Source organism: Rhizobium acidisoli (assembly GCF_002531755.2).
In the GTDB taxonomy this organism is placed as follows: domain Bacteria; phylum Pseudomonadota; class Alphaproteobacteria; order Rhizobiales; family Rhizobiaceae; genus Rhizobium; species Rhizobium acidisoli.
In genome coordinates this window covers 1,685,226-1,706,035 of sequence record NZ_CP034998.1, presented here as the reverse complement: position 1 = coordinate 1,706,035, position 20,810 = coordinate 1,685,226, and the positions used below count along the sequence as shown (strand labels likewise).

Annotated in this window: 18 protein-coding genes and 2 pseudogenes; 5 read left to right on the top strand and 15 right to left on the bottom strand. The window is 61.6% G+C overall.

Annotation, left to right across the window (positions count from 1 at the left end; translation table 11 throughout):
• Positions 1-210 carry a hypothetical protein gene (locus tag CO657_RS08540; RefSeq protein WP_054183140.1) on the bottom strand — a complete coding sequence of 70 codons (210 nt, stop codon included), beginning with the start codon at positions 208-210 and terminating at the stop codon, positions 1-3.
• A 374-nt stretch (positions 211-584) separates the two neighbouring features.
• Between CO657_RS08540 and CO657_RS08535 the strand changes: the two genes are divergently transcribed.
• Positions 585-767 carry a hypothetical protein gene (locus tag CO657_RS08535; RefSeq protein WP_082366277.1) on the top strand — a complete coding sequence of 61 codons (183 nt, stop codon included), beginning with the start codon at positions 585-587 and terminating at the stop codon, positions 765-767.
• Positions 768-1,442: 675 nt separating this feature from the next.
• On the opposite strand, the gene CO657_RS08530 is transcribed toward CO657_RS08535, so the two are convergent.
• The 5 genes and pseudogenes from CO657_RS08530 to CO657_RS08510 all read right to left on the bottom strand — a co-directional run.
• Positions 1,443-2,522, bottom strand: a complete 1,080-nt coding sequence (locus CO657_RS08530) for an ABC transporter ATP-binding protein (RefSeq protein WP_054183142.1) — start codon at positions 2,520-2,522, stop codon at positions 1,443-1,445.
• Between the two features lie 28 nt (positions 2,523-2,550).
• On the bottom strand, positions 2,551-3,600 hold the full coding sequence (locus CO657_RS08525; RefSeq protein WP_054183143.1) for a carbohydrate ABC transporter permease: 1,050 nt from the start codon (positions 3,598-3,600) through the stop codon (positions 2,551-2,553).
• On the bottom strand, positions 3,597-4,634 hold the full coding sequence (locus tag CO657_RS08520; RefSeq protein ID WP_054183144.1) for a carbohydrate ABC transporter permease: 1,038 nt from the start codon (positions 4,632-4,634) through the stop codon (positions 3,597-3,599). The genes CO657_RS08525 and CO657_RS08520 overlap by 4 nt, the downstream gene beginning before the upstream one ends.
• Positions 4,635-4,645: 11 nt before the next feature.
• On the bottom strand, positions 4,646-5,905 hold the full coding sequence (locus CO657_RS08515) for an ABC transporter substrate-binding protein (protein ID WP_054183145.1): 1,260 nt from the start codon (positions 5,903-5,905) through the stop codon (positions 4,646-4,648).
• 168 nt (positions 5,906-6,073) lie between these two features.
• Positions 6,074-7,441, bottom strand: a pseudogene (locus tag CO657_RS08510) (hypothetical protein); the annotation flags it as partial.
• 5 nt (positions 7,442-7,446) lie between these two features.
• On the opposite strand from CO657_RS08510, the pseudogene CO657_RS08505 reads away from it, so the two are divergent.
• Positions 7,447-8,382: pseudogene (locus CO657_RS08505) on the top strand (LacI family DNA-binding transcriptional regulator); the annotation flags it as partial.
• On the opposite strand, the gene CO657_RS08500 reads toward CO657_RS08505, so the two are convergent.
• Genes CO657_RS08500 through CO657_RS08480 form a run of 5 tightly spaced genes read right to left on the bottom strand, consistent with a single transcriptional unit; the run spans position 8,369 to position 13,499 of the window.
• Positions 8,369-9,112 (bottom strand): ABC transporter ATP-binding protein, encoded by a 744-nt coding sequence (locus CO657_RS08500; RefSeq protein ID WP_054183146.1) that lies wholly within the window; start codon positions 9,110-9,112, stop codon positions 8,369-8,371. The pseudogene CO657_RS08505 and the gene CO657_RS08500 sit on opposite strands and share 14 nt — an antisense overlap.
• Positions 9,109-9,969 carry an ABC transporter ATP-binding protein gene (locus tag CO657_RS08495; RefSeq protein WP_197283889.1) on the bottom strand — a complete coding sequence of 287 codons (861 nt, stop codon included), beginning with the start codon at positions 9,967-9,969 and terminating at the stop codon, positions 9,109-9,111. Before CO657_RS08495 ends, CO657_RS08500 begins: the two co-directional genes overlap by 4 nt.
• On the bottom strand, positions 9,956-10,858 hold the full coding sequence (locus CO657_RS08490; protein WP_054183147.1) for an ABC transporter permease: 903 nt from the start codon (positions 10,856-10,858) through the stop codon (positions 9,956-9,958). Before CO657_RS08490 ends, CO657_RS08495 begins: the two co-directional genes overlap by 14 nt.
• Positions 10,855-11,883 carry an ABC transporter permease gene (locus CO657_RS08485; RefSeq protein WP_054183148.1) on the bottom strand — a complete coding sequence of 343 codons (1,029 nt, stop codon included), beginning with the start codon at positions 11,881-11,883 and terminating at the stop codon, positions 10,855-10,857. The genes CO657_RS08490 and CO657_RS08485 overlap by 4 nt, the downstream gene beginning before the upstream one ends.
• A 20-nt stretch (positions 11,884-11,903) precedes the next feature.
• Complete coding sequence (locus CO657_RS08480) at positions 11,904-13,499, bottom strand: ABC transporter substrate-binding protein (protein WP_054183149.1); 1,596 nt, start codon at positions 13,497-13,499, stop codon at positions 11,904-11,906.
• A gap of 134 nt (positions 13,500-13,633) precedes the next feature.
• Between CO657_RS08480 and CO657_RS08475 the strand changes: the two genes are divergently transcribed.
• From CO657_RS08475 to kdgD, 3 genes are all read left to right on the top strand, one after another.
• Positions 13,634-14,344, top strand: a complete 711-nt coding sequence (locus CO657_RS08475) for a FadR/GntR family transcriptional regulator (RefSeq protein ID WP_054183150.1) — start codon at positions 13,634-13,636, stop codon at positions 14,342-14,344.
• Positions 14,345-14,409: 65 nt separating this feature from the next.
• The gene (locus CO657_RS08470; protein ID WP_003573246.1) at positions 14,410-15,384 is read left to right on the top strand and encodes a mannonate dehydratase; all 975 of its coding nucleotides are present in this window, start codon (positions 14,410-14,412) and stop codon (positions 15,382-15,384) included.
• A gap of 36 nt (positions 15,385-15,420) precedes the next feature.
• Positions 15,421-16,347, top strand: coding sequence for a 5-dehydro-4-deoxyglucarate dehydratase (gene kdgD, locus CO657_RS08465; protein WP_054183151.1), 927 nt, complete (start codon positions 15,421-15,423; stop codon positions 16,345-16,347).
• Between the two features lie 93 nt (positions 16,348-16,440).
• On the opposite strand, the gene CO657_RS08460 is transcribed toward kdgD, so the two are convergent.
• The 4 genes from CO657_RS08460 to CO657_RS08445 form a co-directional block, all read right to left on the bottom strand.
• On the bottom strand, positions 16,441-17,514 hold the full coding sequence (locus CO657_RS08460; protein WP_054183152.1) for an ABC transporter ATP-binding protein: 1,074 nt from the start codon (positions 17,512-17,514) through the stop codon (positions 16,441-16,443).
• A 23-nt stretch (positions 17,515-17,537) separates the two neighbouring features.
• Positions 17,538-18,386 carry a carbohydrate ABC transporter permease gene (locus CO657_RS08455; protein ID WP_054183153.1) on the bottom strand — a complete coding sequence of 283 codons (849 nt, stop codon included), beginning with the start codon at positions 18,384-18,386 and terminating at the stop codon, positions 17,538-17,540.
• Entirely contained in the window at positions 18,379-19,317 is a 939-nt protein-coding gene (locus CO657_RS08450; protein WP_054183154.1) for a carbohydrate ABC transporter permease, read from the bottom strand. Before CO657_RS08450 ends, CO657_RS08455 begins: the two co-directional genes overlap by 8 nt.
• A gap of 79 nt (positions 19,318-19,396) precedes the next feature.
• Complete coding sequence (locus tag CO657_RS08445; RefSeq protein WP_054183155.1) at positions 19,397-20,701, bottom strand: ABC transporter substrate-binding protein; 1,305 nt, start codon at positions 20,699-20,701, stop codon at positions 19,397-19,399.
• Between the last annotated feature and the right edge of the window lie 109 nt (positions 20,702-20,810).

Genomic DNA, 20,810 nt, shown 5'->3' with positions numbered 1-20,810 from the left:
TCAGGCGTCGAGACTGGTGGGCAGCCCCGGCGGGCGCCGCTTTGCCGCCATCAGCAGATCGAGTTCGGTGGCCGATGGGCCGAACTTGTCGTAGAGGCGCTTTGCCTCCTTGTCGTCAAGCCGGTATTTCTTGGCAAATTCGCCGATACTGTAGGGGCGGCCACGCAACACTCTTCGCGCCGGGGTCGCCGTATTCGGTGCGTCGGTCATGGGTTTCTCCTTTCTTTCCATGCCTTTTAAGTTAGAGCGATGGGATCGATTGGAAAGAGCCGACGGCTTGGCGCGGGCTTCCCGCATGGTTGGATCTGGTTGAGTGCGGAACCTTCCTGCCGCCAGGCGCATTCTCGAATCGAGGTTGCGGGCCGCGCCAAGCGGACGCGGCGGTGCTGGAGAACATCGGGATTTTTCCGCTTTCTCCCGATGGCCAACGAAACGGCAGGCGAGCTCCCTACCCGTCCGGTCCGCTTCCTCATCCCTTCCTTCCCGCACGAGATCACGAAATATTAAAATCGGGAACGCATGCGCCAGAGGAAGGTTCTCCCCCTGAGGTCGACGTGGCCTCGTTCAAACCCAAGGAGAACCGAATGGCAAACCAAGGTGGAACCCCTGAACAACACGTCAAAGCCGGGCAGCAGAGTCATAAGAACGACACCAATGCCCGCAGCGCCTCATCAGGCGGTCGCGACGCGCAGTCCAGCGGAACCCGCGGCGGCAGCCATGAACAGCATGTAAAAGCTGGTCAACAAAGCCACAAGAACAGCCACTAGAGCTGTCTTGATACGAAAATTCCCGGCTCGCGCCTCCATTCCGGCGCGGGCTTTTTCTTGAAATTCGTGTCACCTTGTTCGCGTCACGCGCTTCGGCAGAATGTCGGCAGATCAGCACATCACGCCCCATAGTGTTCGCGGACCGTCTTGAACGTCGATCAATGCTTCAGTAGCTTGAAAAGCGCAATTCAATGCTTGCGGGAAAATGACTAAAATTAATCTCAGCGCGCCTCAAATCGATTTGCTCTTTCAATCCTACATGCTAGGGATGATCGTAGCGCATATACCAATATTTTTTGAAGGCATCGGCCTAATTACATTAGTTTTTAAGTTTATTTTTTCATTGCCGGTCATATTCGCTATTTATTTTCTATATCTCTGGAAATGCACACAGATAAACTCGCGCCCATTTTTTGGGGCCGCCCTGGTGTTTACAATCTCATTGTGCCTGGTTGTCTTCATTTACTTTGCGATGTTCTATAGCGAAAACGATTTCCGCCTTCTATATGTGTTCCTAATTCTCGCAGCTCCATCATCGCTAATCGCATGCATTTATTTCGCGGTCAGGCTGTGGTTGCGGAAAAAAATCTCCGATTGGCCGGTGGAAGCCAAGCTCAAATGAAGACTTCCCCGTCAACATCAATCGCCAGCTGATAACCCGGACATCCCTCAGCTTCAGGACAGACGCCTTCCGTCCTCGCCGAAAAGATGCAGCACAGCGGGGTCGAGATGCAGCGGCAGGCTGTCGCCCGATTTCATCCGTTGCTGGCCGGCAAAGACGGCGATCAGCTTCTTGCCCGCTGCGTCGGCGTGGACGACGGTTTCGGAACCCAGTTCCTCGACGAGGAGGATGCGAGTGTCCAGCTTGCGCGCGTCAGTCCCATCGGCAAGGGTGATGTGCTGCGGGCGGACGCCGATGCTGATCCTCTCGCCGATCGGGCGCGTTTCCCGGGCAATAACGGAAAGGCGATGGCCGCCGACGGTTTCGACTTGGGTGATACCGCCTTCGTGGCCGACGATGGCGCCTTCCAGGAAGTTCATGTGCGGGGCGCCGATGAAACCGGCGACGAAGCGGTTGGCCGGCCTGTTGTAGAGTTCCAGTGGCGTTCCCACCTGCTCGATCCTACCGCCTCGAAGCACGACGATGCGGTTTGCAAGAGTCATCGCCTCGACCTGATCATGGGTGACGTAGATCATCGTCGCCTTCAGGCGGGCGTGGAGGGCGGCAAGCTCGGCGCGCATGCTGACCCGGAGCTCAGCGTCGAGATTGGAGAGCGGCTCGTCGAGCAGGAAGGCATCCGGCCGGCGGACGATGGCCCGGCCGATCGCGACGCGCTGGCGCTGCCCCCCGGAGAGCTGGCCCGGGCGGCGCTGCAGGAAAGGCTCGATCTCCAGCATGCGGGCGGCGTCAGCGATGCGCGCTTCGATCTCGGCCTTGGCCACCTTGGTATTCTCGAGACCGAAGGCAAGGTTTTCCCTGACACTCATATGCGGATAAAGTGCATAGGACTGGAAGACCATGGCAAGGCCCCGGTCGGCGGCGCCGATCTCGGTGACGTCCTTACCATCGATGGCGATGCTGCCGCCTGTCGGCTTGTCGAGGCCGGCAATCAGGCGCAGCAGCGTCGATTTCCCGCAACCGGATGGGCCGACGAAGGCGACGAACTCACCGTCATTGACCTCAAGCGAGACATCGCGGATGACCTCGACGGAGCCGAAATTCTTGACGATGTTCCTGAGCTCGAGCCCGCTCATGCACTCTCCTGTATTTTTATAGCCTGGCCTATTTCAGGCCCGAGCCGGCAATGCCTGTGGTGATGAAGCGCTGCAGGAAGACGAAGATCAGCACGACGGGGATCATCGAGACGACGGTCATGGCGAGGATGTAGTGCCATTGCACATTGAGCTCGCCGGCATAAACGTTGAGGCCGACCTGCAGCGTATAGAGCTCCTTGCGCGAGAGCACGATCAGCGGCCAGAGGAAATCGTTCCAGCGCCAGACGACCGAGAAGATCGCCAGCACCGCAAGCGCCGGCGCCGACAGCGGCAGGATGATGCGCCAGTAGATCTGCCATTCGCTGGCCTTGTCCATGCGCGCTGCGTCGATCAACTCGTCGGGGATGGTCAGCATATATTGGCGCAGCAGGAAGACACCTGTCGGGGTGGCGACCGTCGGCAGGATGACGCCCCACAGGCTGTCGAACAGGTTCAGGGTGCCGATGACGGAATAGAGCGGCACGACGATCACCGAGAGCGGCACCATCAGCGTCGCCAGGATCATCAGCATGACGGCGGTGCGGCCGGGGAACTGGTATTTCGACAGTGCGAAGGCGGCCATGGAATTGACGAGCAGCGTGATCGCAGTCGCCATGACCGTAACGAAGACGGAGTTGCGCAGGAACAGGAAGAAATCGAAGCGCTGGAACGGTTCGGTGTAGTTGCCGGCGGCGAATTCGACCTTGCGCACCGGAGTGCGGTCCTTGATGTTCGCCTTGACGATTTCACCCGGCTGTTTCGGATCGACCATCTGGCCGATAATGCCGATGCGGCGGACTTCGGCGAGCACACGGCTGCTGCCGTCCGGCATCGTGACGTTATAGAGCGGCAGCGGCTTGTCGTAGCCCGGCACAACAGCCTGTTCGGTGACATAGGGCAGGAAGGACGGCGGGAACTCGGCAAGTGCGGCCGGCGTCTTGAAGGAAGAAAAGACCAGCCAGACGGCCGGGCCGAACATCAGGAAGACGCCCGAGACCAGCCAGATCCAGGTGACCACGTCGGTCCAGTGCCAGCCGCGGCCGCGGCGGCGCAGGAGAAAGGCGCCGACCGCGCTCATTGGCGTGTTCCCTTCTTCTCGTTGCGGCTGCTGACGCCGAGCTGAATCAGCGTCAGTATGACCAGTACGATGCCCATCAGGATCGAGGCGGCCGAGGCAAGCCCCGGATTGCGCAGCGAACTGGCAAAGCCGGTCTCGTAAATATACTGGGTGATATACATGGTGCTGGTGCCAGGGCCGCCGCCGGTCAAGACGAAGACCTCGTCGAAGATCTGCACGGCGCGGATCAGCGCCAGCACCAGGACGACGATAAGATTCGGCATCAGGAGCGGCAGGGTGATGCGCCGGAAGATGCGGGTGGGGCTCGCCTTGTCCATCGCCGCCGCCTCGTAGAGATCCCTGGGGATCGCCTGCAGGCCTGCGAGCAGGATCAGCGCATAAAAGCCCATATGCGCCCAGACCGAGACGAAGACGGCGAAGAAGAAGGCCCAGAAACGATCGCTGAGCCAGGAGAAAGGTTCGAAGCCGAAGGGACTCAGCGCGTAGTTCAACAGGCCCTGGCGCTGCAGGATCCATTTCCAGATCAGGCCGACGACGACGGGCGATAGAAGCACCGGAAAGAAGAAGACGGCGCGCCAGAAGCCGCGATTGGAAAGCTCGCGGTTGAGGATCAAAGCCGTCGCAAGCGCTGCAACCAGCATCGCCGAGACCTGGAAGACGACGAAGACGGCAGTGTTGCGCACCGCCGCCCAGAATGTGTCGGCCGCGCAGGTCGAGGGGTCGAGATAAGAACCGCAATCGAACAGGATGCGATACTGCTCGGCACCGACATAGGTCCTGTTCGGCAGGAAGATGGCGCCGCCGCTCGTCGTCGAATAGATGAAGTTGATGACCAGCGGCAGGAGCACGAAGACGGTGAAGATCAGTATGTTGGGCGCCAGGAAGACGCCCGCCATGCCGTTCAGCCCCGTCAGCTTCTGCCAGGCGCGCATGGGAATATCGACGATGCCCATCAGCAGCCGGACAGGCGCATTGAGCGCCTGCCGCAGGCCGGCTTTCGCCGGCGGTTCGGAAGAAACCGTCTTTCCCGCCATCTCTACGTCCGTCAGTTGGCGCCGACCTTGGCCTTGATGTCCCCGTCGATGCGGGCATAGGCGTCGTCGAGCTTCATCTCGCCGGCGATCACCTGGCTGATGCGGGCAACGATGGCGCTGTAATAGGCATCCGACCATTTCCAGCCCGGCAGCTTCATGGCCGGCGCCGCCGTCTGACCGGCCGCGGCAACGAAGGCCTTCAGCGCCGCCTGCACATGCGGATTGTCGGTCTTGAAGTCCATCTGGCCGGCGGCCACACCCTTATGCGCTGGAATGAACAGGCTGCGCTCGGCGAATTCCTTCTGCACGTCAGCACTTGCCAGGTAATCCATCACCTTGGCGACGTCCTTGGGGTTCTTGGTGTATTTGACGGCGACGAGACCCGCGCCCCCCTGCATGCCGGTGCAGGCTGCCGTGCCACAGGGGCTTCCGGCCATGACCCAGTCGAAACTGTCACCGATCTTCTGAGCGAAGCCCGAAATCTGCCAGCTGCCGGAATAATAATAGGCAAGGCCGCCATTGATGAAATCTTCGGCGGCGGCGCGATAGGTGGTGCCGGCAGCGCTGACCCAGACATCCTTGTTGACGATGCCCTCTTCGTTCCACTTGACGAAGCGGCTGAGGAATTCCTTGGCGCCCTGATCGATCGGCGCCGGCTTGCCGTCGGCGGCGATATAGTTGGCGCCGTAGGAAATGTTCGGGCCGGAGACGCGATGGCCGGAGCGGTCGATCGCCATGGCGAAGACCTTCTGGCTGTCGGCGACCTTCTTGGCGGCCGCTGCCCAGTCGTCCCAGGTGGCCTTCGGACCCGGGATTTCGACACCGGCCTGATCGAACAGCGTCTTGTTGACGAAACCGCCGGTCAGGGTGATCTGCGTCATGAAGCCGGTAATGGCGTTCGAGCCGTCTGGACGCAGCCAGTCAGCCTGGGCGCCGAAGTTGTCGTCCCAATATTTCGCATCGGCAACGAGCGGGCGTAGATCGAGCCAGTGCTGCGCCTGCGCCTTCAAATTGGTGACGCGGGCGATGTCAGGCCCCTTCCCGGCTTCGAGCTGCACCGGCAGCTGTTCCTTGACAACGTCGTAGGAGACTTCGTCGAGGATAACGTTGACATCGGGATTGGCCTTCGAGAAGCGCGCCAGCAGATCCTTGATGACAGCGCCTTCGCCGCCGTCGGAATACCACATGATGCGCACGTCGCCGGCATGGGCGGCAACGGAACTCAAGAGAACCGCAGCCAAAGCCGCGCCGATCGATTTCATTCTGGTCATTTTCTCCTCCTCCTGACCGATGAATTCCCACAGCGCCGCGCGTCTTTCCAGACGCGCAAAGGACGCTGTAACACTTTGAATTGCTGCATAATTTTATCCTTAATCGCTTCCGATTTAAGGAATTATGCAGTAGGCCCGGCCGGGTCCTCCACCTGCCGGGAATGTCGTCTATGAGGCCGCGCGCCGAGGCTGCCTACCTGGTATCTCAAGATGTACCGCGTCTCCCCGCACCGACCAGTCCGACGGGCGAAGAATGCGGCCTTCGGCGCGCACGGCGCCGTCTTCTTCGAAGACGATCTGACCATAGTCCGGATCGATGACGATCAATGCGCCCTCGCCGTCCCGGCGGGCCGCGAGCGTGGCGAAACGCGCCCGCATGCCGTCGAGGCCGCCCTCGCGGCCGCAATCGGAAAGACGGACGATCCAGCGGCCCTTGCGGCCGGAGAGGCGCAGCTCGACATCCGTCGTCGGGCCGTGTTTCACCTGTTCGAGCGCACCGTTGCCGATCAGCATTGCAAGCCCGTTGCCGGCGCGGGCAAGCGCCAGGTTGCCGTCGACCATCGTGTCGTCGAAGGCTTCGAGCGGGAACCAGGCATGGGTGAAATCCGGCTGGCCCTCGTGGATGTCGAAATCGAGAATGGCGAGATCACGATATTGATGGACGCGCGGCAGCGTTCCGCAGCCGCCCCAGAAGCTCGGCCGGCCGTAACCGAACTGGATGGTTTCGCCAGGATGGTTGATCCAGATCTGCGCTTCCGGCCGGTCGCCGAGCCGCAGATGCAGCACCGTCTCCTGATAGCCCCAGGCGCCGGGGCGATAATGGGCGATGGTGCCGAGCGCGGTGTCGCGCGTCTTGTAATGATAGAGGGCGGCAAAACGGTTCTCGCCCTGGGAAAAGGTCCATTCCTGCGCGTCGTCGGCGTCATGCGCGGCGATCGCCGCAAGCGCCTCGGGAAACTGCAGGCCGTGGTCGCGGATGCAGACGGCAAGCTGCGGCAAAGCGTGGACGCGCCGGCCATACCAGCCGCGGCCCCAGAGCAACCTAGAAATGGCCGAGAGTTCGACCGAGCGGCCGGGGCGCAGCGTATGTTCGTAGGAGCGGCCCTGGCTGCCGGTCAGCATGCCGTGATGGGCCGAACGGGCGACGATCTCCATCAGGCGGACGATGCTGGCCTTCGCCCGGGCGCGGATCGTCTCGTCCGGCGCGCAGGCGGCAAGCGCCGTCAGACCCTTGAGGTCGATCGGGAAATAGGGAACGGAATTCCACTCGGCCATTTCCCAGTGCTCGAAATGATCGAGCCAGGCCCGGACCCGCTCTTCGCCGACCTTCATCTGCTCGGCGCCGGTGCGGCCGGAGCGGACGAAGACGGCATCGGGGAAAAGCCGGCCGCCGAGATAGGCGGCGGTGTGGAAGAGCAACGCGTGGTTTTCCGAAAAATACCACTGAACGTCGTTGCCCGGTTCGTCCATCCAATAGCGGTAGCGGAGAACGGCGTGTTCGATCCTCTGCTTGAGAGCCTGCGACAGCAGATCGCTCCTTTCGCAAGCTGGTGCTGGAAACGGCAAGTGCCGTCAGCTACGCCCTGCCGGCGAGCGTCGCCGGCAAGAAGGTCATGCTCGTCGCCTCCGGCGCTGCGATGATCGACTATGTCCGCAACCAGTTCACGCTCCATGTGCTCGAAGGCCTGAATGCCCGCGCAGCCGCCCTCGGCATCGAGCTGGCGATGCGCCCGGTCGCCGATAAGGCCGATGAAGCCCGCGTCGTCGCCGAGATGCGGGACGACCCAGGCTTTGGCGGCATGCTGATCCTGACCGTCGACGAAGAGGATATGCTGGCGGCGGCGGCCGGCCTCGGAAAGCCCGTCGTGCTCGTCAACAGCGACGATCCCTATATGCGGCTTTCCAGTGTGACGCCCTGCAACCGCTCGGCCGCCTTCATCGCCGCTGAGCGGCTGATCGAGGCCGGGCACCAACGCATCCTGTTCATGCTGCGCCCCGGACGGCGGACGATCGAGCGGCGCCTGGAGGGCTGGCGCGATGCCCTGCAGCATCACGGGCTGCAGGCCGATGCCGATCTGGTGCTCGAAGTCGATGACTGGCTGCCGGAATTGGGCGCCGAGGCGATCACCCGCCTCGTCCGCGACAAAGGCCTTTGCTTCACCGCCATCCTGACAGCGGGCGACAGCCTTGCCAACGGCGCCGTGCGCGGATTGCAGGCGATGGGGTATGCCGTGCCGCAGGACATTTCCGTCATGGGCATCGACGACCTGCCGCAATCGGCCTTTCTCAATCCGCCGCTTTCGACCGTGCATATTCCGATGCGCGAACTCGGCGCCACCGCGCTCGATCTGTTGCGCGACATGATGCTCGGCCTGGCGACGCCGCGGCGTCGCGTCGAGCTTTCCTGCCACCTTGTGGAAAGGGGCAGTGTCGCAGCCGTCAACGGAACAGCAGCGGGAAATATCAGGCCTCGATAAAGCTCGCTTCGAACAGTTCGCGGGCATAGGCATCATGGGTCACGCCGGCCTGCAGATCCTCCCTGGTGAGTTCGTCGACGAAAAGACCGTTCTTCATGATCAGCACCCGGTCGCACATATGGGCGATCACCGCGAGGTCGTGGCTGACGAGCAGATAGGTCAGTCCCTTTTCCTCACGCTGATCAGCCAGCAGGTTGAGAATTTCAGCCTGGACCGAGACATCGAGCGCCGATGTCGGCTCGTCGAGCAGCAGGATGGGCGGCGACAGGATCAATGCCCGGGCGATTGCCACGCGCTGTCGCTGGCCGCCGGAAAGCTCATGGGGAAAACGATTGGCGAAGCTTGCAGGCAGTCCCACCTGGATCAACGCCTTTTCGACCTTCGACCAGATATCGGAATGGCACATGGCGCGCAGCGGTTCGGCCAAAGCGGTGCCGATGCGATGGCGCGGATGCAGGGATCCGTAAGGGTCCTGAAACACCATCTGAGCGAATTTCAGCTCCTCGCGGGAGCGATGCTTGCCGATCGGTCTGCCGCCAAGCTCGATCTGCCCGGTCCAGCCCGCCTCCATTCCGGCGAGGCACCGCAGCACCGTCGATTTGCCGCAGCCGGATTCGCCGACAATGCCGAGCGTCTCGCCCTGGTTGACCTGAAAACTGATGCCCCTGACAACATGGTTGCTTGATTTGCCCGAGGCAAAGACGACATCGAGGTCGCGGACATTGATCATTGCGCCGTCTCCAGATCAAGTTTTGCCCGGTCGAGAACCGCCAGCCGGCGGACCGGGTTCTTCGGGTCGGGCAGCGCGGCTATCAGCCCGCGGGTATAGGGATGGCGGGCCTCTTCGAGACTGGTCAGCGTTTCGACGATGCGGCCGGCATACATGACGATGATGCGCTCGCAAAAGGCCGCCACCATGCGGATGTCGTGGCTGATCAACAGCAGGCCAGAATTGTTCTCGCGCACCAGTTCGTCGAGCAGCAGCAGCACGTCCTTGCGGACGCTGACATCGAGCGCGGAGGTCGGTTCGTCGGCAATGACCAGCTTCGGCCGCGCCAGCAGCATCATGGCGATCATCACGCGCTGGCCCATACCGCCCGATATCTGGTGGGGATAAAGCGCCATGACCCGGTCCGGATCGCTGATACGCACCCTTTCCAGCATGGCGCGGGCGGCGTCGAGCGCTTGGGCCTTGCCAAGGCCAAGGTGAAGGCGGGCGGCCTCGGCGATCTGTTTGCCGATCGAGAGCACCGGATTCAGCGAATAACGCGGATCCTGCATGATCAGCGCGATGTCCTTGCCGCGAAGCGCGCCCATCTGCCGCTCGCTCTTTGACAGCAAGGGATCGCCGCCGAGATCCAGGCGTTCGGCAGAGACCACCGCTGCCGGCGGCAGCAGGCGCATGATGGCGCGCCCCGTCGTCGATTTGCCGGAACCGGATTCTCCGACGATGCCGACCCTTTCGCGCCCGACGTCGAAACTGACATTGGAAACGGCGGGCACGGCGCCGCGGCCGAAGCGGACGGTCAATCCCTTGACGGAGAGAACAGGCTGAAGATCACGATCATTGATTTCACGATCTGGCATGGCGGGGATCCAGAATGTCGCGCAGAGCATCTCCGGCGATGTTGAAGGCAAGGCTGGTGAGAAGGATGGCGATGCCCGGCATGACGGCGACCCACCAATAATCCAGCATGAACTTACGGCCGTTGGAAATCATCGCCCCCCATTCCGGCGCCGGCGGCTGGGCGCCGAGGCCGAGAAAGCCGAGGGAAGCCGCCGTCAGAATAATGCCGGCCATATTGAGGGTCAGGCGGACGATGACCGAGGGAACGCACATCGGCGCGATATAGAGAAGAAGGATGCGGATCGGCGAGGCGCCGTAAAGGCGGGCGGCGACCACATAATCGGCGTTTCTGACGACCAGCGCCTCGGCGCGCGCAAGCCTGGCAATCGGCGGCCAGGCGGTCAGCGAGATCGCGATGATTGCCGTGGTCAGGCCGGCACCGAGCGCTGCCGCAAAAGCCAGCGCCAGGATTAGCGACGGGAAAGACAGAACGATATCGGTCGCCCGCATCAGCAGCGCATCGATGCGCCCGCCGAAAAACCCGGCAACGACGCCGATCAGCAGGCCGATCGGCCCGACGATCAGGGAGATCGACAGCACGGTCTGGATGGTGATGCGCGTGCCGAAGATCAGCCGGCTTAAAATGTCCCGGCCGAATTCATCCGTGCCGGCCCAATGCGCCAGGCTCGGGGCTTGCAAGGCATCGCCAAGCGACTGCACGACCGGATCATAGGGTGCCAGAAGCGGCGCAAAGATCGCGATCAGGCATAGCAGGCCGAGGATGATGAAGCCGGCAAGGCCAAGCGGCTCGGCAGCCAATTTGCGGCCGGCACGCGCAAACGACGCCGCGATGCGGGTCGCGACACTTGGCGGGCGAATCCGAATGTCACTGCGGACGGCGTCGCTCATCGGGCAGCCTCCCGCATGCGCGGATCGAAGACGGCGTAAGCGACGTCGGCGAGGAAGTTTAACAGCATGAAGATGAATCCCACGATGATGGTGCCGGCCACGATGGCGTTCATATCGCCGATCATGAGGGCGTTCGTCATGTATTGGCCGATGCCCGGCCAGGAGAAGACGATCTCGGTGACGACAGCGCCTTCGAGCAGGCCGCCATAGGAAATCGCCAGGATGGTGATCAGCTGCACCGCAATGTTCGGCAGGACATGGCGCCAGATCGTGCCGAAGGGGCTGACACCCTTGGCGCGGGCCGCGATGACATAATCCTGGCTCAACTGCTCCAGGGTGAAGCTGCGTGTCATCCGGGTGATATAGGCCATTGCCGCATAGGCGAGGATGATCGCCGGCAGAATGATGTGGCCGAGCGCATTCCAGAAGATTTCGGTCTCGCCCTGCAGCAGGCTGTCGATCAGCAGCAGCCCGGTCTGCGGCGTGACGAGGCCTTCGTAGAAGACATCGATCCTGCCCGGCCCGCCGACCCAGTTCAGGCCGGCATAGAAGATGACGAGCCCGACGATGCCGAACCAGAAAACCGGGATCGAATGCCCGACGAGCGCCACCACCCGGGCGATCTTGTCGATGAAGCTATCGCGAAACAGAGCCGCGACCAGGCCGAGCGGCACACCGACGAATGTCGAAATGATCACTGCCAGCGTCGCCAGTTCGAACGTCGCCGGAAATGCCTGGGCAAGGTCCGACGAGACGGGATTGCCTGTGAGGACGGCGGTGCCGAAATCACCATGCGCCAGCCCGTTCAGATAGAGGAAAAACTGCTGGTAGATCGGCAGATCGAGCCCAAGGCGGGCCCGCATCGCCGCATAGGCAGCGGGATCGGCGAGTTCGCCGACGATCGCGCCGACCGGATCGGTGGGCAGGACGCGGCCGATCACGAAGGTCACACAGAGGAGAATGAACAGGCTGACCAGCAAATGCGCCAGGCGTCGGCCAAATTCGGCTACGGAGAGTTCCTTCATGATCGGCTGCCTTAAGAGTCTTACTGGGTTTCGACCTTGGTCACGTTCTCGAGACGCGTCATTTGCGACGGATGTCCGACATATCCCTGGACCCTGCCGGTGAGGACGATCGGCTCAAAGCGCTCGAACATCGGCAGCACGGCCGGCTTCTGTTCGACGAACATCTTCTGCATCTGAACGTAGAGTTCGCCGCGCTTCTTGGCGTCCGGCTCCATCGATGCTTTTGCGGTCAGGGCTGTCAGCTCTGGAATGTCCCAGGCCGAGCGCCAAACGAAATTGCCGGCATTGTTGGCCTCTTTCGAGTTGTCGGGATTGGAGGAAAACTGCTCCATCGAGCCGAGCACATTCGGCATATAGGCGCTGGTCTGCGGGATCAGCAGATCGAAATCCCGGGCGCGATGGGCGGCAATGATTTCCGAGCCGTTGCCCTGCTGGATGTCGATCTTGATGCCGACCTGGGCAAGCGATGCCTGGATGGCAGTGGCAAGATCGATGCGCGGCGTTTGGGCAATGGTCTTCAGCGTCAGCGAGAAGCCGTCCTTGAAACCTGCTTCGCTCAGCAGCTGCTTGGACTTTTCGACGTTGAGCTGCCAATCCGGGCTCGGGATCGCATACTCGAAGTTCTCCGGAACGGGAACGGTTCTTGCCCGTCCGTAAGGTCCCATGATCGTCTTTTCGATGCCCTTGTAGTCGATGCCATAGGCAATCGCCTCGCGGACCTTGGGATTGGAGAGGTACTGGTTGCCGGCATTCATCGACAGTACGTAGAAGCCGCCGGTCGGGATCCGCTGGATGGCAAAGCCCTGCTTGGCCTGGAACGTCGCGAGATCGGAGGCTGTCAATGCGCTCGCAATATCGATATCGCCGCGCTCCAGCATCAACCGCTCGACCTGGCTTTCCGGCACATGTCGAACGATGACGCGCTTCATCTTCGGCGCGCCGGTCATATAATTCTTGTTGGCGTCGAGAATGACCAATTCGTTCGGAGACCAGCGGTTGAGGGTGAACGGGCCGGAGCCGGCCGAATGCGTCCGCATCCAGGCGTTGCCGTAGTCATTGTCGACGGCGTGGCTTTCGACCTCGACGCTGTCGACCACGCTGGTGGTGGTCGTCGTCAGCCGGTAGAGCAGAAGTTCCGCCGTCACCTGGTCGGAGAGATCGATGCGCACCGTCTGGTCGTCGACCGCCTTGACGAGCTTATCGACATTGTTCTTGTCGTAGCCGACGCGCTTGAGGTTGGCGGCGGCGGCCTGATCCATCTTCAAGAGCCGCGCCAGCGAATAGACGACGTCCTTCGAAGTCACCGGATTGCCGGAGGCGAAATTGGCCTTGCGCAGCGTGAAGGTGATGCCCTTGTCGTCAACCTTCCAGCTTTCCGCCAGCTGCGGAAGGATCTTACCATCAGCCGTACTGGCGACCAGCCGGTCGTAAAGATTGGACATGATCTCGACGGCCTTGCCTTCGGTCGCCTGCTGCGGATCGAGGGACAGAACCTGCGCCAGCGATGTCCCGAACACCAATTGGTCCTGCGGGGTCGCGGCCTGCAGCTGCGGTGCGGCGATTGTCAGGGCGCCGAAAACGGCGCCGACGAACAAGCCTTTAGAAAAATGCTTCATTGTCACTCCTCCCTGGATTACTATGGAAGACATATTATGTCGCCAGTATGTCGTATTATGATCTATCGAAGTCTGATACGGTTGACAAGGCCCGAGCGGGAGACTTGAGTGCAAAGGGATTGGGGAACGGAAAAATGACGATACTCAGCCGCGGCCGGCAAAGACTGGCGCAACAGGTCATCGATCAGCTGCGGGCGCAGATCGAGACGGGCATGCTGCGGGTCGGCGACCAGCTGCCGACCGAGCCCCAGCTCGAAGCGACCTTCGGGGTCAGCCGCACCGTGGTGCGCGAAGCGATTGCCGACCTCAGGTCGGCGGGCTTCGTCAAGCCGATCCAGGGCAAAGGCGTGTTTGTCGCGGACCCGAAGGCAAATTCTGTCCTGTCATTGACGCCGGTGGAAATCAAAAGCATTCCGGAAACCCTTGAGTTGCTGGAGTTCCGCATGGCGGCCGAGGGTGAAGCGGCGGCGATTGCCGCCTATCGCCGCACCGCCGAGCAGGAGGCGGCGATCCGTGAGGCCAACCGCCGCATGGCGAACCTGATCGAGACCGGGCAGCAGACGGTGGAGGCGGATTACACCTTCCACATGGCGATCGCCGCCGCCACCAACAACCGATTCTATGTCGATGTTCTGCGCCAATTCGGCCCCAAGGCGATCCCCCGCGGCCAGTTTCCGACGCTGCCCGAGGCCAATGATCGCGACTATCTGCAGAAGGTCTATGCCGAACATGTCGAGATTCTCTCGGCCATCGCCGATCAGGATCCGGATCGCGCCCGCCAGGCGATGCGAGCACATATGATGGCCAGCCAACGTCGCTATCGGATGCTCTCCGAGCAGCAATAGGGCTCGACTCTCTTCGAAATTCATATTATGTCATATGACATTGTGTAATTTCGAAAGAGACTCAAATGTATCTGGGAACACAGGTCGCCGCGCGGGATGACGACGATTATCGCATCTTCGCGCAACTGGGTGTGAAGCATATCAACGCCGATCCGCCGGGAGAACCGAGCAGCTGGACGCTTTCAGACCTCGAGCGCCATCGCGACAAGGTCGAAAGCTTCGGCCTGATCCTCGACATGATCCAGCTGCCGCTGCCCTCGCAGCCGATCGAGAAGGCGTCCTATCCCGATATCCTGCTCGCCGGCCCGGAGCGCGACAGGCAGATCGACGCCGTCTGCAAACTGATCGAGAATACCGCGGCGGCCGGCATTCCGGCGGTGAAATACAATCTCAACCTGATCGGCATTCCCCGCACACCCGATGAGCCGGGACGCGGCGGCTCGATGAATGCCAGCTTCCGCTGGGACAAGACCGATCAGCAGGCCGCGCCCGGCCTTGCCGGCGTTCTCTCCGAAGACGAAAACTGGGAGCGTATCGACTATTTCCTCGAACGCGTCGTTCCCGTCGCCGCAAGCAACCGCGTCAGGCTCGCCTGCCATCCGCATGATCCCTATACGCCGCCGGGCTTTCGCGGCGTCACGCGGGTGCTCGGCACCGTCGAAGGCCTGAAGAAGTTCGTGCTGATGCGGGAAAACCCCTATCACGGCCTCAATTTCTGCCAGGGCTCGATCGGCGAGATGCTGGAAAATCCCGGCAAGGAGATCGACGACGTCATCCGCTGGTTCGGCGAACGCAACAAGATCTTCAACGTCCACTTCCGCAATATCCGCGGCGGCAAACTCTCCTTCATGGAGACCTTCCCGGACGAAGGCGACATGGACATGGTCCGCTCGGCCCGGATCTACAAGGAAGTGGGCTTCAAATATATGCTGATGCCCGACCATGTGCCGACCGTCAGCGGCAAGGACCCTTCCGCCACCGCATTCGCCTATTGCTACGGCTATATCGCAGCCCTTCTGCAGACGCTCGAAAGCGCCTGAGACGGCCAATTTCAACAGGTAAGGAACAGGACTTTCATGATGAACCCGATTGAATTGAAGAAGGCCGTCGGTAGTGGTCTCCTCTCGTTTCCGGTGACGCATTTCGACGATCAGCTGACATTCGACGAGGCGAAATACCGTCGTCATGTCGAATGGCTTTCGGGTTTTGACGCGGCTGCGCTGTTTGCCGCCGGCGGCACGGGAGAGTTCTTCTCCCTCAATCCGGCCGAAATCCCGCAGGTCGTCCGCGCCGCCAAGGCTTCGGCCGGCAAGACGCCGATCATCTCGGGCACCGGCTACGGCACGTCGCTCGCCATCGAGATCGCAAAGGCGGCCGAGAAGGCAGGCGCGGACGGGCTGCTGCTGCTGCCGCCCTATCTGATGTTTGCCGAGCAGGCCGGCCTGATCGCGCATGTCAAGGCGGTCTGCCAATCGGTCGGCATCGGCGTCATCGTCTATAACCGCGACAACGCCGTCCTGACGGCCGAGAGCATCGCCCGGCTTGCTGAGGAATGCCCGAACCTGATCGGTTTCAAGGACGGCGTCGGTGATGTCGACAAGGTGATCGAAATCACCACGCTGCTCGGTGACCGGCTGGTCTATGTCGGCGGCATGCCGACCCACGAGGTCTATGCGCAAGCCTATTTCGCCGCCGGCGTGACGACCTATTCCTCGGCCGTCTTCAACTTCGTCCCGGCGCTGGCCCAGCGCTTCTACGGTGCCTTGCGCACCGGCGACCAGGCGACCGTCGACGAAATCCTGAAGAGCTTCTTCTTCCCCTTCGTCGCATTGCGCAACCGCAAGAAGGGTTATGCCGTCTCGATCATCAAGGCCGGTCTTCGCGTCCTCGGCCAGAACCCCGGCCCGGTTCGCCCGCCCTTGACGGATCTCACCCAGGAAGAGCTCACCCTCTTGGAAAAGATCGTCCAGGCCAACGGCGTCTCGCGGATCGCGGCCGAGTAGTCGCGATCTACCTTTATCAACGGTCAAAACCGCCGGGCTTGCTCGGCGGTTTTGTCGTTGTAAGGCATGCGTTAAATCACGCGCGCAGCAGTTTCAGAGCGCCACCCCACTGCCTCGGTCGAAGACATGCACCTGGTCGCTGGCGATGCTTGCTTCGAAGACTGCGCCGTAGCGGGCCGGGTATTCGCCGTCGACGATGGCGGTGACCTGCTGGCCGGCGAGATCGAAGACCACATGGGTCTGGGCGCCTGTCGGCTCCACCAGCATGGTGCGGCCGGCAAGCGGCGTCTCGCCCGATATGCCGGGAATGAGATGTTCGGGGCGCAAGCCGATGGTGACGGCCTGGCCGGGCCTGACTCTGCGGTCGGGCGCGATGCGGATCGCCGTGCCGTCGTCGAGGCGGGCGGCGGGCGCGCCGTTTTCGCCCTCCACCGTACCCTCGAGCATGTTCATCGCCGGCGAGCCGATGAAGGCGGCGACGAAGAGATTGGCCGGTTTCCGGTAGAGTTCAAGCGGCGTTCCCTGCTGCTCCACCCTGCCCTGATTGAGCACGACGATGCGGTCGGCCAACGTCATCGCTTCGATCTGGTCGTGGGTGACATAGATCGACGTCGTCTTCACCTTCTGATGCAGCGTCTTGATCTCCGAGCGCATCTGCACGCGCAGCTTCGCATCGAGATTGGAGAGCGGCTCGTCGAACAGGAAGACGGCCGGATTGCGCACGACGGCACGGCCCATGGCGACGCGCTGGCGCTGGCCGCCGGAAAGTTGGGCCGGCTTGCGGTCGAGCAGTTGGGCGAGATCGAGCATGCGGGCGGCCTCGGCCACACGAGCCTCTATCTGCGGCTTGGCGACGCCGGCGAGCTTCAGATTGAAGCCCATGTTTTCCGCGACGGTCATGTGCGGATAGAGAGCATAGGACTGGAAGACCATGGCGATGTTGCGCTCGCGCGGCGTCATGGCGTTGACGATATTGCCGCCGATCGCAATCTCGCCGTCGGTGATCTCCTCGAGGCCGGCGATCATCCGCAGCAGCGTCGATTTTCCGCAGCCGGACGGGCCGACGAGGGCGACGAATTCGCCATCCTGAATATCAAGCGAAATGCCATGGATGACGTCGACGGCGCCATAGGCCTTAGTTACATCGTGCAGTGAAACGGATGCCATGCTTGCAGCTCCAATGGTTCGGCTCAGGACTTGACGGCGCCGGCGGTCAGGCCGGCGATGATGTGCCGCTGGGCGACGAAAAAGACGATGATGGTGGGCAGGATGGTCAGCGTGATGAAGGCGAGCACCAGCTGCCATTCGGTGCCGTATTCGCCGCGATAGACCATGATGCCGAGTGGCCAGGGATATTTCGATTCTGAGTTCAGCATGATCAGCGGCAGGATGTAGCTGTTCCAGCTGCCGACGAAGGAGATGATGCTGACGGTGGCGACGATCGGCCGGGAAAGCGGCAGCGAGACATGCCAGAAAAACCTGAGATAACCGCAGCCGTCGACAAAGGCCGCCTGGAACAATTCTTCCGGGAGGTTACGGAAATAGTTGCGAAACAACAGGATGCTCATGCCGAGACCGAAGGCCACCTGCGGCAGCACCACGCCCCAATAGGTGTTCAGCAGGCCGAGATCGCGGATGCGGATGAAGAGCGGCAGGATCGCGGTCGCCGCCGGAAACATCAGGCCGAGCAGGAAATAATTCAGCAGAAAGGACGAGCCGAAGAAGCGGACATGGGCAAAGGCGAAGGCCGCCATCGACGAGACGATCAGCGTCAGCAGCACGGTGAGTGCCGCAATGATCAGCGAATTGCCGATCTGCAGCCAGTAGCGCTCGCCGAAGAGAATGTCGGTATAATTCGTCCATTGCCATTCCGTCGGCATGCCGAAGGGATTGGTGCGCAGGTCGCCCAGCGTCTTGAAGCCGCCGAGCGCCGTCGTCAGCAACGGGATAAGCACGATCGCGGCAATCAGGCTCAGCGACACGTAGAGATAGATGCGTGTCGACGCACTCATGCGGATGGAAGAGCTCATATCAGTCATGGCGCATGAAGATCCTTTTGTAACCGAAGGCGAGCGTCACGCAGATGATGAAAAGTACGACGCCGACGGCGCTGCCGAGGCCGACCTGCATGCGCATGACGCCATAGGTGTAGAGGAAGGTGACCATCGTCTGCGTCGAGTTGGACGGCCCGCCGCCGGTGAGCGGCATGATCATATCGAAGAGCTGCAGCGAGCCGACGACGGCAAAGAAGATGGAGAGACGCAGGGTCGAGCCAAGCAGCGGCAGGGTGACATAGCGGAATTTCTGCCAGCCGGTGGCGCCGTCGATTTCGGCCGCTTCGAGCACGCTCTTGTCGACCGATTGCAGGCCGGCGATGAACAGCATCATGTGAAAGCCGAAATATTTCCAGACGATGACGCCGAGCACGGCATAAATCGCCACATCCTTGTCGGCGAGCACGTAAGGATTGGCAAAGCCGAAGAAATTGGAAACGGCGGCAAACAGGCCGTAATCGCCATCATAGACGAAGCGCCAGATGAGGCCCGCGGCAACATCTGCCAGCACATAGGGCAGGAAGAAGATCAGCCGGTAGCCGACGACGCCGGGAATGCGGTGGGCGAGCATGGTGGCAAGCCAGATGGCAAGCGGCACCTGGATGCAGATCGAGATGACGATGATCAGGCCGTTATTGACCAGCGCCTGGGTGAAAGCGGCATTGCGGAACAGCACCTGGAAATTGCGCAGGCCGATGAAATCGGTTGGCGTGCCGTAGCCGTTCCATTTGTAGAGGCTGTACCAGGCCGCCTCGCCCATCGGCATGATGACGAAGAGCGTGAACAGCAGCAGCGCCGGCGGCAGAAAGATGAGCAGCACCGTCAGCCGGTCGTGAGCGACCGAGCTTTTCCGGTTTGCCGCCCGTCTTGCCGGCCTTGCGGCCGAAGTCATCGAGGGTACTGAAATATTGGCCATGGGTCCTGCTTTCGTTCGTCGGCAGCAATGCCGGCGCTCCGTTTGATCGGGAGCGCCGGGAAGGCTCTGCGGGGGCTGGTTATTGTTCCAGCTCGAAAGCGTCCTGGATCATCTGGGCGCCGTCCTTGGAATTCATCTGGCCGGAGACGATTTCCACGGAGACGTCGTTGACGACGCGGCCGACGGCAGCACCGAGATCCTGGTCGAAGAAGTTCTGATGCCAGGTCGAACCGGCAAGCTGTTTGGCCGATTCGGCCAGCAGCGGATTGACGACGCCGTCATCGGCGCCGACGGCAACGGGCAGCAACATGCCTGATTTGGCCATCGCCCGCTCGTTCTCCGCATTGGTGAGGAAAGCGAGGAAATCGAGCGCTTCCTTGGAGGCCTTCTTGGTGACGGCCCAGCCGTTCAGGCCGCCGAGCGTATCGGTCGGCTTGCCGGCGCCACCTTCGACCGTCGGGAAGACGAAACGGCCGATATTGTCTGAGGAAAGACCCTTGCCGTCGCCGGCATTCTTGCGCTGGTTGGCCTCGGTCGCTTCAAAGCCGAGGATCATCGCCGCCTTGCCGTCGCCGAAAACGCCGAGCGTCTGCGGCCAGGTCGCACCGAGATAGCCGGGCTGGAACGGTTCGAGCTTGCCGAGTTCGGCGAGGTCGTCGCCGGCCTTGATGATTGCCGGATCGAGGAAGCCTTCGCCCTCGCCGTTCTTGGCGGCTTCGAAGACCTTCTGGCCGCCCTCGCGCATGACGAGATAGCTCCAGTAGAAATGGATCGGCCATTTCTCGCCGCCGCCGCCGGCAATCGGCACGATACCGGCCGCCTTGATCTTCTTCACCGTGGCGAGAAAATCGGCCCAGCTCTTGATGTCTTCGGTTTTGACGCCAGCCTTGGCAAACAGCGCCTTGTTGTAGAAGAAGCTGACGAGACCGACCTTATAGGGAATGGCCCAGGTCTTGCCGTCGAAGGTCAGGCCATCGACCGAAGCCGGGGTATAGGCGCTGCGCAACTTGCCGCCATCGGCATCAAGCGCTGCCGTCACATCCTGCAGCGCGCCGGTCTCCGACTGCTGCTTCAACACGCCGCCGCCCCAGCTGAAAAAGAAATCCGGCACGTCGTCGGACTGCAGCAATGTCGGAAGCTTGGCCTTGAAGGCCTCGTTTTCGAGGAACTGCATCTGGATGTCGACGTCGGGATGCTGGGCTTCGTATTTCTTGACGATGTCTTCCCAGGCCGCGACGTTTTTCGGGTCGAGCTCGAGATGCAGCCATTTCACCACCGTCGTCGCCGAGGCAGCACCCGCTCCCGCCAACAACAGGCCGGCTGCCGCAGCCATGGATACAATGCGCCTGCCGCCGAAAGCGGCGTTCTTCAGCATAAAATTCATTGATTTTCCTCCCAGGGGTCTATCCTCACAATTTTTCCCCTATGCGGATTAATTCAACGGAGCTTTGCCCGGATGTCAACCCGATCGCTGCTATTTTTACCAAATGCGC